This window comes from Halomonas sp. BC04 (assembly GCF_000568385.1).
Genome location: NZ_AZQX01000222.1, coordinates 1 through 10,874, shown reverse-complemented (window position 1 = coordinate 10,874; position 10,874 = coordinate 1). Strand labels below are relative to the sequence as shown.

9 protein-coding genes and 2 pseudogenes are annotated in these 10,874 nt (G+C 63.1%); 2 read left to right on the top strand and 9 right to left on the bottom strand.

The window, feature by feature from the left end; genetic code table 11:
- Nucleotides 1-165: 165 nt before the first annotated feature.
- From Q427_RS15365 to Q427_RS15335, 8 genes and pseudogenes are all read right to left on the bottom strand, one after another.
- A complete protein-coding gene (locus Q427_RS15365; protein WP_043515472.1) occupies nt 166-402 on the bottom strand; it encodes a hypothetical protein in 237 nt (78 codons plus the stop codon).
- Between the two features lie 336 nt (nt 403-738).
- A pseudogene (locus tag Q427_RS15360) lies at nt 739-1,592 on the bottom strand (universal stress protein).
- A gap of 117 nt (nt 1,593-1,709) precedes the next feature.
- The gene (locus tag Q427_RS15355) at nt 1,710-3,200 is read right to left on the bottom strand and encodes a SulP family inorganic anion transporter (protein WP_043515470.1); all 1,491 of its coding nucleotides are present in this window, start codon (nt 3,198-3,200) and stop codon (nt 1,710-1,712) included.
- Between the two features lie 380 nt (nt 3,201-3,580).
- Complete coding sequence (locus Q427_RS36335; RefSeq protein WP_331280647.1) at nt 3,581-3,877, bottom strand: hypothetical protein; 297 nt, start codon at nt 3,875-3,877, stop codon at nt 3,581-3,583.
- Between the two features lie 29 nt (nt 3,878-3,906).
- Nucleotides 3,907-4,470 carry an EamA family transporter gene (locus Q427_RS36330; protein WP_331280646.1) on the bottom strand — a complete coding sequence of 188 codons (564 nt, stop codon included), beginning with the start codon at nt 4,468-4,470 and terminating at the stop codon, nt 3,907-3,909.
- Between the two features lie 64 nt (nt 4,471-4,534).
- The gene (locus tag Q427_RS15345) at nt 4,535-5,383 is read right to left on the bottom strand and encodes a slipin family protein (protein WP_043515468.1); all 849 of its coding nucleotides are present in this window, start codon (nt 5,381-5,383) and stop codon (nt 4,535-4,537) included.
- Nucleotides 5,384-5,453: 70 nt separating this feature from the next.
- Nucleotides 5,454-6,926: an NfeD family protein gene (locus Q427_RS15340; protein WP_043515466.1), complete on the bottom strand. Its 1,473-nt coding sequence runs from the start codon at nt 6,924-6,926 to the stop codon at nt 5,454-5,456.
- Between the two features lie 210 nt (nt 6,927-7,136).
- The gene (locus tag Q427_RS15335) at nt 7,137-7,856 is read right to left on the bottom strand and encodes a cytochrome c peroxidase (RefSeq protein WP_197030669.1); all 720 of its coding nucleotides are present in this window, start codon (nt 7,854-7,856) and stop codon (nt 7,137-7,139) included.
- 230 nt (nt 7,857-8,086) lie between these two features.
- Here Q427_RS15335 and Q427_RS15330 point away from each other — a divergent pair, with 230 nt between their 5' ends.
- Complete coding sequence (locus Q427_RS15330) at nt 8,087-9,298, top strand: ABC transporter substrate-binding protein (RefSeq protein WP_043515475.1); 1,212 nt, start codon at nt 8,087-8,089, stop codon at nt 9,296-9,298.
- A gap of 159 nt (nt 9,299-9,457) precedes the next feature.
- Here Q427_RS15330 and Q427_RS36325 read toward each other — a convergent pair whose 3' ends face one another.
- Nucleotides 9,458-9,832: a hypothetical protein gene (locus tag Q427_RS36325; RefSeq protein ID WP_051496423.1), complete on the bottom strand. Its 375-nt coding sequence runs from the start codon at nt 9,830-9,832 to the stop codon at nt 9,458-9,460.
- 593 nt (nt 9,833-10,425) lie between these two features.
- On the opposite strand from Q427_RS36325, the pseudogene Q427_RS36320 reads away from it, so the two are divergent.
- A pseudogene (locus tag Q427_RS36320) lies at nt 10,426-10,874 on the top strand (ABC transporter permease); the annotation flags it as partial.

Below are 10,874 nucleotides of genomic sequence, written 5' to 3'. Positions count from 1 at the left end.
GCGTCAGATCGGACAGCGTGCGGTGGCCGGAAATGCGCTGGCCCATGAACAGCAGGTCGTAATCCACACAGTTGTCCTGCTCGGGACGCTGCTGATCGATACCGACGTAGCCCTGCTCAAGCAACTGCTGGACGCGTGTAGGTAAGGGGAGTGTCTCGCGACTCATCATTTATCTCCCTGAAAATGCCAGGAGCGCACGCCGCGCACTAGAGCACGGTTGGCTATGCTCAGGAAGCGCCCCCGCTCCATGATCGCTGACGTGACTCCCGAGCCATGCATGTCCTGATACACCACCAGCAAGGTGGCACGGCTATCGATGGGGAGATGGTTATGAACGCTGATCCAGCCATCCTTCGGGGAGAGCTGTTCTGCATCGGGCAGGAAGGCCCCTTGAGCACTCATAAAGATATCCTTTCAGCTTGTTCTATAGACAGGCAGCCAGCCGCATCGGACGACGATAGGCAGAGCTGCGAACGCCAAGCAGGTAGGGATAACAGTAGCGCTAGGGCGGACTGGGGAGGGTGTCGGTGAGTAACTGAGTCATCGGATTGCTCCTCCTACAGTTACCAGCGACCTCAAGAAAGGTATCTGGATAGTCAGGTTAACAGGTGCTCACGATAACAAACCCTTGAACGACTATTCAAGGGAAGAGGCCCGGCCGCACTCCACTAGTGCTCAGCGACATTGAACCTAAAAAGCCGGCACGCTTCCCGTAGGAAGGGCCGGCTGGGGTAAGCCTCAGCGCAGCAGCAGGATCGGCATCTGACTGCCCCGCAGCATGGCAGTGGTGGTACTGCCCACCAGCAGGTGACGAATGCGCGAGTGGCCGTAGGCGCCCATCACCAGCAGATCGATGTCCTTCTCTTTCTGGTAGGTACGCAGAGTTTCTTCCACCTCCCCGGCGCGGATCGCTCCTTCGGCCTCATGACCCGCCTCGTGCAGCGTCGCCAGCGCCCAATCGAGCTGCGAGCGGTTGTCGCCGGTTTCGGCGCCTACGATCACCACATGGCAGGGGATTCCCTGGAACAGCGGGCTCTTGGCAATCATCTCCACCCCCTTGCGGGTGGTCTTGCTACCGTCGAAGGCAATCATTACCTGCTCGGGCTTCTTGAAGCGTCCGGCACCACCAGGATCGGCCGGTGCAGGGTGCGCACCACCCGCTCCAGGTTGGAACCCAGGTGCTCGCTGGCCTGGTGGGCGGTTTCGCCGCGCTTGCCGATGACCAGCAGCCGGATATCGTTTTCCAGCTCACTGAGGGTCTCGACCAGGGTCCCGTTGCGCTGGCGTGTCATGGGCTCTGCCACGCCTGCCTCAATGGCCCGCTCCTTGGCAGCAGCCAGCATCACCCGCCCCTGCTCCTGGGCCAGTTTCGCGCGCTGCTCGTCAAGACTTGCCAGCTCTTCGAGCAGGTGCTCCCGCGACCCCAGGCCGATATTCCCGGACAGATCCGTTTCGGCGGTCTGTGGGTGATTGTCCACCACATGCAGGAAGGTCAGCGGCGCTTCCAGCGCCAGGCTGGCCCAGGCGGCGTAGTCGCACACCCCTTCCGAGAACTGCGAGCCGTCGATGGCGGCCATTACCTGATCTGTCATCTTGTCATTTCCCAAGCTGGCGTTGGTTGACGGCAGGCTTGCATGCAACCAGCCGCTCTAGACGTTCTACCACCTTAGGACCGCCACGTCACAGGACGAACCGGTCCCAGGGCCGTGTCAATGCCCGCCCATCAACTTCTCGACGGCGGCAGGGTCGTCATGCACGGCATAACGGTCGACGATGGTGGCGCTGGCCTCGTTGAGACCGATCAGCTCCACCTCGGTGCCCTCGCGGCGGAACTTGATCACCACCCTGTCCAGGGTCTGCACGGCAGTGATATCCCAGAAGTGAGCGCGGGAGAGGTCGATGGTGACCTTCGGCACGGTTTCCTTGAAGTCGAAGGCGTTGCCGAAACGCTCGGAGGAGGCGAAGAACACCTGACCCACCACCTTGTAGACCCGACGACTGCCCTCGTCGACTTCTTCGGAGCCGATATAGAGGATATTGCCGACCTTGTTGGCGAAATTCATGGCGGCGAGCAGCACCCCGACGAAGACACCGATCGCCAGGTTATGGGTCAGCACGGTAACGACGACGGTGGCCAGCATCACGATATTGGTGCTCATGGGATGCTGCTTGAGGTCACGGATCGAGCTCCAGCTGAAGGTACCGATGGCAACCATGATCATTACCGCCACCAGAGCAGCCATGGGGATCTGCGATACCCAGTCGGAGAGGAATACCACCATCATCAGCAGCACCACGCCGGCGATCAACGAGGAAAGCCGGGTACGACCGCCCGATTTGATGTTGATCACCGACTGGCCGATCATGGCGCAGCCGGCCATGCCGCCCAGCAGGCCGGAGCCGATGTTGGCAATGCCCTGGCCCTTGCACTCGCGGTTCTTGTCGCTGGGGGTATCGGTCAGGTCGTCGACGATGGTGGCAGTCATCATCGACTCCAGCAGACCCACCACGGTGAGCATCAGCGCGGTGGGGAAGATGATCATCAGGGTCTCGAGGTTGAGCGGCACGTCCGGCCACAGGAACATCGGCAGGGTATCGGGCAGCTCACCCATATCGTGCACACTGCGGATGTCCATACCACTGATCATGTAGATGGCGGTAAGTACCACGATGCACACCAGCGGCGAGGGAATCGACTTGCCGATCTTCGGCACATAGGGAAAGAGATAGATGATGCCGAGCCCGGCAATCGTCATGGCATAGACATGCCAGCTGACATTCGTCAGCTCCGGCAGTTGGGCCATGAAGATCAGGATCGCCAGGGCATTGACGAAGCCCGTGACCACCGAGCGGGATACGAAGCGCATCAACTCGGCCAGCTTGAGATACCCGGCAATGATCTGCAGCACCCCGGTGAGCAGCGTGGCAGCCAACAGGTACTCGAGACCATGATCCCGTACCAGGGTCACCATCAGCAGCGCCATGGCGCCGGTGGCGGCCGAGATCATGCCCGGCCGACCGCCGGTAAAGGCGATGACCACGGCGATACAGAAGGAGGCGTAGAGGCCGACCTTGGGGTCGACCCCCGCGATGATGGAGAAGGCAATCGCTTCGGGTATCAGCGCCAGCGCCACCACGATGCCGGCGAGGGTGTCACCCTTGAGGTTGGAGAACCACGTCTGCTTGATGGATTCGTACATGCTATTGCCCAGTCGATGGTTATAGTCGTGCCGTCAGGCGCCAGGGTCTATCTCGAACGCCACGCCAAGGCCACACCGGTTCGGTGCAGTTCATCAGGTTCGTCGCGTTTCGAGTCGTGCAGATCGGGCGCGTGGCGCCCACGGCATCGCGTGATGCCGGGCAGTGATGCCGAATGAAACGGCCCACTACCGGAAACGGAGGGGGAAATTGCGCTAGGGCGGCGTGGCCAGCCCTGTCAGGAGGATATTCACGTTGGTATCGTTCCTTGCTCTTTTATTGCCGGGCTGAGCATCGCTTGCCGCTGACGCTTCGACTTTTGTCGAAGTATTGGCCCTGACATGAGCGGCGAAGTCTAGCAGAAAGGATGCTGCGCTGCACCCTAGACACGAAGTCGCCGTTCCAGACGACGCTCATAGAGCCCCTTGGCCAGCAGAGTGCCCAGCACCAGGCCGCCACCAACCAGGGCCACCGGTGCGGGCCGTTCGGCGAGAATCCACCACACCCACAGCGTCCCCACCACCACCTCCATCAACATCAACAGGCCCACCTCGGCGGCAGGCAGGTAGAGCGGGCCGCGCTGGATCAGGGTGAAACCCAGGGGCAGCAGCACCAGGCACAGCAGCACCAGCAACAGCAGGCTCTCCCCGGGGGGCAGTGACAGTCCCCCACTGGCCACGCCAAACAGTGCCGCCGTCGCGGCGACGATCAGCCCGAGAGGGTCAGCATGGGACTCATGTCGATGCCGGGGCGGGTGCGACACAGGGTGAAGTTGGCTGCCAGCGCCGTGGCCGCCAGCAACGCGAAACCGTTGCCGATCCATGAACCGGCACCGGCATCGTCGAGCACGATCAGCGAGGTTCCCAGCAGGCAGAGCCAGATGGCCAGCCAGGTTCGCCGCGGCAGATACTCCTTGAGGAACAGCCGTGACAGCAGCGCCGCAATCAGGGGCGCACCGGCCAGGATCATCAGCACGTTGCCGCCCTTGGTGTACTGGTTACCCAGCACGAAGCCGAAGGTGGAGAAGCTGAACAGCACCGCGACACCGATACCGGTCCAGCCACAGCGGCGGTAAGCATCCAAAAAGCCGTGTCCATGGCGAGCAGCGACGATGGCAATGAAGCCCAGGGCGGTCAGCAGGCCTCGCCAGACCAGGATATCGGCATCCGGCAGGCCAATCAGCTTTATCAGCAGCGCATCGGGAGAAATGATCAGCGCACCGCCGGCGGTCAGAAGCAGTCCCTGCTGGCGGTGCGATAGGGTGTGAATCAAGGCGACCTCGCTGTCGGGGGGAGGCGCCTAGCATGCCATGTTATATGTGCCCATGGCAGTCAGGTCAGGTGGCGTCACCCCTGTCCTGCTCACTGTTGCCCGGCTCGCTATTGCCCTCTTCACTACTGCCTCGGGCGTTCCTGTCGGCACGCGCCTGAGCAGCCGGCGACGCCTTCAGGTGGCGGAACGCCTCCATGATATCCATCGGCAACGGGAAGAAAATGGTCGAGGCGTTCTTGTTGCTCATATCGCTCATGGTCTGCAGGTAACGAAGCTGCAGCGCCGCCGAGTTCTCGGCCATGACATTGGCCGCCTCGACCAGCTTCCGGGAGGCCTGCAGCTCACCCTCGGCATGGATGACCTTGGCGCGGCGCTCACGCTCGGCCTCGGCCTGGCGGGCAATGGCGCGAATCATGCTCTCGTCGAGATCGACATGCTTGATCTCGACATTGGCCACCTTGATGCCCCACTCCTCGGTCTGAGCATCGATGATCTCCTGGATATCGTCGTTGAGCTTGTCACGCTCGGAGAGCATCTCGTCCAGGTCATGCTTGCCCAGCACCGAACGCAGCGTGGTCTGGGACAGCTGGCTGGTGGCGATGGTGAAATTCTCGACCTGGATGATCGCCTTCTCTGGATCGACCACCCGGAAGTAGAGCACCGCATTGACCTTGACGGTGACGTTGTCCTGGGAGATGACGTCCTGCTCCGGCACGTCCATGGTGATCACGCGCAGGTCCACCAGGGTCATCTGCTGGATACCGGGGATCACGATGATCAGACCGGGCCCCTTGACCGCCTGGAAGCGCCCCAGGAAAAACACGACGCCCCGCTTGTACTCGGGCAGGATGCGGATCGATGCGGCGATCAGCATGAGAACCAGTACCACTGGCACGAGATAGGAAATCAGCATGGTCCATCTCCTTGGTATCGCTAAGGCTGAGTTGTATGGGCAATTTCAACAGTTCAGATATCGCAGCAATTCAGTTTTCGACTGGCTCAACGACCAGGGTCAACCCGTCGACCTCTACGACCTCGACGACCTGGTCCTTGCGCAGTGGGGTGGCACTGCGAGCGTTCCAGCGCTCTCCCTTCACACGGACATGGCCGCGCCCTTCGAAGCTCTTTAGCACCCGCCCATGGCTGCCGAGCAGCTGTTCATGACCGGTCCTGACCGGCCGTCGACGCAGCCCCATGAAGCGAGTCAGTGTCCACAGCATGAAGATAGCCGCCACCAGCGCGATGCCGCCGATCAGCGGCAACGAAATCCTCAGGTTGTCTGCATCCATCAGCATCACCGATCCGATCACGAAGGCGACGATGCCGCCCATTCCCAGAATGCCGAAACTGGGCATCAACGCCTCGCCCACGATCAGCGCCAGCCCCACCAGTATCAATGCCAGCCCCGCATAGTTGATCGGCAGCAGCTGGAAAGCGAAAAGCGCCAGCAGCAGGCAGATGATGCCGATGGTGCCGGGCACCAGGCTGCCGGGATTGGACAGCTCGAAGATCAACCCGTAGAAGCCGATGATCATCAGGAAATAGGCGACATTGGGGTTGGTGATCACTTGCAGCAACTGGGTGCGCCAGTCGGGGGCGAAGCGCTCGATGACGAGATCCGCGGTGTCAAGCGTGCGCTCGTCGTGCTCCATCACCACCTGGCGGCCGTCGATCTGCGCCAGCAGATCCTCGATATCGGTGGCCAGGACATCGATCACGTTCTTCTCCAATGCCTCGCGAGACGTCAGGTTGACCGCTTCGCGCACCGCCTCCTCGGCCCAGTCGGCATTGCGACCATGGCGCTCGGCCAGGCCGCGAATGTAGTAGACGGCATCCTCGAGCACCTTGCGCTCCATGGCGGTCTCGCCGCGGCGCCGCGTATCGGCGGTTTCCTCCTCTTCAGGGACTGCCTCGTCTCCGTTCGCCTCGTCGTTGCCGTTGCCGTTGTCGTTGGCCTCGTTGTCTTCGTTCCCCGATCCGCCGCGGTCATTTTCATCGTCCGGCTCGTCCAGGCCGGGAAAGCCGCCGCCCATCTGTACCGGCGTGGCCGAACCGAGGTGAGTAGCCGGTGCCATGGCGGCCACATGGCTACCGTAAAGCAGGTAAGTGCCGGCACTGGCGGCCCGTGAGCCACTGGGCGAGACATACATGGCCACGGGCACCGGTGACGTGAGCATGGCGCGAATCATGCTGCGCATGGTGGCGTCCAGGCCACCCGGGGTGTCCATCTGTACCACGACAAGCTCGGCATTGCGCTCGACGGCGCGTGACAGGCCGCGTTGGAAATAGTCGCCGGTAGCCGGGCCGATGGCACCGTCAATGGTCATGACCAGGGCGATCCGTTCGCTCTCCTGTGCCTGCGTCTGCCAGGCCAACAGACCGCCGCCGAGAACCAGGCACAGCAGGCTGGCCAGCAGCAGAAAGCGATGAACGAGGGCAACCCGACGTATCCGCATGTTGACGATCCCTTGCGTGGCGTCCTTGCGAGAGAAAGCTGACTCATCCCAGGAAGCAGGTATTTTTCTACTTCAGTGACTTCTGAATTCAGATTAGCAGCGCGGAGACGTTAACGCAGGGTCAAGCAGCATCATTTACCGGATCACAAGGGCCCGATGCCGCGTGACGGCATCGGGCGAGTACACAGGGTGTATCGGGGACAGGCAGTATCAGAGATTATGGGGTTCGCCGGCATAGCGCCGCTGCACTTCGACAACGTAGGCCGAGAGTGCCGCCAACTCTTCGCTGTCCCACCCCAGTGCCTCGGCGGCCATGGGGTTGACCATGCACATCTGGACCATTTCATCGGCATGGACGAGATCCATGCCGTAGAGATTTTCCCCCATGGCCACCCGGTGTGGGTAGGGTTGCTCGAAGGTCTCCAGGTAGCCCGTATCTCCCGCATGGCAAGTGGCGCAGGACATGCCAGTGCCGCTCAGGCTCGGGTCGTTGAACAACGCCTCGCCCAGTGCCAGCAGTGCCGGGTCGTTCTCGCCATCTTCGCTATACCTGGGGGTATAGCCCTCGGGCCGCTCCACCGCGGATCGATCACCGGCCTCTGCTTCTCCTTCTGCCTCGCCTTCCGCTTCTGCCTCGCCTTCCGCTTCTGCCTCGCCTTCCGCTTCTGCCTCGCCTTCCGCTTCTGCCTCCGCCTCACCTTCTGCCTCTGCTTCCCCCTCGCCTTGTGCATGGTAGCTGGCCAGCAATAGTGTCTCCTCGGACACAGGAGCGAAGCCTGAATCGCTCGACGCATTGATCGTCGTGGCATACATGGCGGCACCGCCGGCCATCAGCGCCAGTACCGGTGCCGTATAGGCGAGCTGATGGCTCAGACGGCCTAGCAGCCTGCGGCGTTTCTCGTCATGCTGTGACATGGTGTCTACCTCCATGATCTAATCCGGATCAAGTTATTGGTTGTTTTCCATTTTTCTTCTCGAGACCCAAGGGGCCATGTCGCACCGCCGCAAGGCAGCGGTACCGTTTGGTAGGCGTCAGGCGCGAATACTTACAGGGAGTGGGCATAATAAAAGGATGACGGAAGGATAGAGGGCCGATGATGTAAGGAACCCGTCAATCGCTCGACCACTCAATGACCGACAACTCCATTAGGATCCTGGTAATGCCGAACCGTATGCTTGCTGTCACCGTACCGCTTGTCCTGCTGCTTGCCTCCCCGCTGCATGCCGACCCCGACCCTGGCGACTGGGAAGCCGTGCTCGACGAGGCCCGCGGCCAGACCGTCTACTGGTACGCCTGGGCCGGCGAAGAGCGCACCAACGACTATATCCAGTGGACAAGTCGCCAGGTCGCCGATCAATTCGACATCGAGCTGGTGCATGTGAAGATCGGCGACACGGGCGAGGCGGTTTCCCGGGTGCTGGCGGAGAAGCAGGCCGGCAATCACGAGCGCGGCAATGTCGACCTGATCTGGATCAACGGCGAGAATTTCGCCACCATGAAGGCCAACGACCTGCTGTTCGGCCCCTGGTCGGAGCAGGCGCCCCACTACCCGCTGACCGACCCGGACAACACCCCGGCGGTGCGCTACGACTGGACCATACCTGTCGACGGCCTGGAGTTGCCCTGGAGTAACTCCCAAGTGGTGTTCTATTACGATACGGCGCTGGTCGACGAGCACCCACGCTCCATGTCCGAACTGCTCGACTGGGCTCGGGAAAACTCCGGCCACTTCACCTATGCCCGGGTGCCCAACTTCCTCGGCAATGCCTTCATCACCCAAGCGCTGCTGGAGCTCGCCGACGACACCGAGGCCTTCTATGCCCCGGTGGAGGATGCCGACTTCGAGGCTGCCACAGCCCCCCTGTGGGACTTCCTCGATGCGCTGCACCCACACCTGTGGCGCAGCGGTCGCGCCTTCCCGGCCAACAGTGCCGAGCTGCGCCGGCTGATGGGCGACGGCGAGATCAGCATCGGGCTCTCCTTCAGCACCACCGAGGCGTCCGGCGCCATCGCCAATTTCGAGCTGCCCGACAGCGTACGCAGCTATGTGCATGACCACGGCATGATCGGCAACATGAGCTTCCTGGCGATTCCCTACAATGCCCAGCACAAGGCAGGCGCCATGGTGGTGGCCGACTACCTGCTCTCTCCCGAGGCCCAGGCGGAAAAGCAGGATCCGGTGGTGTGGGGCAGTAACACCGTGCTCTCCCTGGACACCCTGAGCGAGGAGGACCGCGCCCGCTTCCAGGACATCGATCTGGGCATCGCGACCCTGGCCCCGGACGAACTGGGCACGGTGCTCGGCCAGCCCCATCCGAGCTGGATCGACGCCCTGGAAGCCGCCTGGCAAGCCCGTTACGTCGGCAACTGATGTCAGTGGCACGAATCGTCATGCCATCATCGCCCCGTGAGCGACAGCGACCGGGGACAGTATCGCGATGATACTGCGCCTCGCTCCACTGCTGATCGTCACCCTGCTGGTGGGCCCCATCCTGGCCGGGCTGGCCATGGCACTGCTGCCCGCCTTCGGCTACTTGCCGGCGCTGGGTGGTACCTCGTTCAGCCTCACCCCATGGCGGGAGCTGTTCGCCCAACCCGGCCTGGCCCGCTCGGTGGCGGTCAGCTTTTCCAGCGGCCTGGTGACGACCCTGATCTCGCTCACCGTGGTACTGCTGTTCCTGGCCGGCGCCTCTGGCAGCCGGCTGGACCGCTGGATCCGGCGCATGGTCTCGCCGCTGCTGTCGATTCCCCACGCCGCCGCCGCCTTCGGGCTGGCCTTCCTGATCGCGCCATCGGGTCTGATCTCGCGACTGATATCGCCGGGCGTGACCGGCTGGGAGCGACCCCCGGATCTGCTGATCGTCCAGGACCCCTGGGGGCTGTCGCTGATGGCCGGGCTGGTCATCAAGGAGATCCCTTTCCTGCTGCTGATGAGCCTGGCCGCCCTGCCCCAGCTCGACCCGGGCCGGCGCGTGGCCATGGCCCGCTCGCTGGGCTACCGGCCGACCATCGCCTGGCTCAAGGTGGTGATGCCCGCCCTCTATCCGCTGATCCGCCTGCCGGTCTACGCGGTGATCGCCTATGCCACCTCAGTGGTGGACGTGGCGCTGATCCTCGGCCCCACCCTGCCGCCGACGCTGTCGGTGTCGATCCTCACCTGGTTCCACGACCCGGACCTCGCCCAGCGCTTCATGGCCTCGGCGGGGGCGGTGCTGCAGCTGGGGGTCACCGCCGCAGCATTGGCGACCTGGTGGTGCCTGGAGTGCCTCGTTTCCCGACTGGGGAGCCACTGGGTCGACCGCGGCGGACGCAGGCGCGGCGAGCAACCGCTGCGCCTGGCCGGCAAGGGGCTGATCCTGCTGGCCACCCTCACCGCCTTCGTGGAATCGCCAGCCTGGCGCTCAACTCGGTCGCCGGCTTCTGGCGCTTCCCCGACACACTGCCCCAGGGGTTTACCACCAGCACTGGCTACGCGCCCTGCCCAACCTCTCGGGGCCGGTGCTCTCGACCATCATCATTGCCACCGCCGCCACGCTGATCGCCCTGGCCCTGGCGCTGGCGGCGCTGGAGAACGAGCAACGCACCGGCCGCCATCCGGCGCAGGGCCGTCTGGTATCGGCGCTGGGACTGCTCTATCTGCCGCTGATCGTGCCGCAGATCGCCTTCCTGTTCGGCCTGGTGGTGGTGATGGAGTCGCTGGGCACCCGCCCGCAGCATGCGCTGGTGATCTTCGGCCACCTGCTGTTCGTGCTGCCCTATGTGTTCCTGTCGCTCTCCGAGGCCTATCGGCGCTTCGACCCGCGCTGGTCGCAATTGGCGCTGAGCCTGGGCGCCTCGCCTGACGGTGCGTTCTGGCGGGTGCGCCTGCCGATGCTGCTGGCACCGATGCTGACCGCCTGCGCCGTGGGGCTTGCCGTCAGCATCGGCCAGTACCTGCCCACCCAACT

What these genes read in the sequence shown, in the direction of transcription:
- Q427_RS15365 (WP_043515472.1), bottom strand. Translation starts at nt 402, where the DNA reads ATGAGTGCTCAAGGGGCCTTCCTGCCCGATGCAGAACAGCTCTCCCCG.
- Q427_RS15355 (WP_043515470.1), bottom strand. Translation starts at nt 3,200, where the DNA reads ATGTACGAATCCATCAAGCAGACGTGGTTCTCCAACCTCAAGGGTGAC.
- Q427_RS15345 (WP_043515468.1), bottom strand. Translation starts at nt 5,383, where the DNA reads ATGCTGATTTCCTATCTCGTGCCAGTGGTACTGGTTCTCATGCTGATC.
- Q427_RS15340 (WP_043515466.1), bottom strand. Translation starts at nt 6,926, where the DNA reads ATGCGGATACGTCGGGTTGCCCTCGTTCATCGCTTTCTGCTGCTGGCC.
- Q427_RS15335 (WP_197030669.1), bottom strand. Translation starts at nt 7,856, where the DNA reads ATGGAGGTAGACACCATGTCACAGCATGACGAGAAACGCCGCAGGCTG.
- Q427_RS15330 (WP_043515475.1), top strand. Translation starts at nt 8,087, where the DNA reads ATGCCGAACCGTATGCTTGCTGTCACCGTACCGCTTGTCCTGCTGCTT.
- Q427_RS36325 (WP_051496423.1), bottom strand. Translation starts at nt 9,832, where the DNA reads ATGACCAGCCCGGCCATCAGCGACAGCCCCCAGGGGTCCTGGACGATC.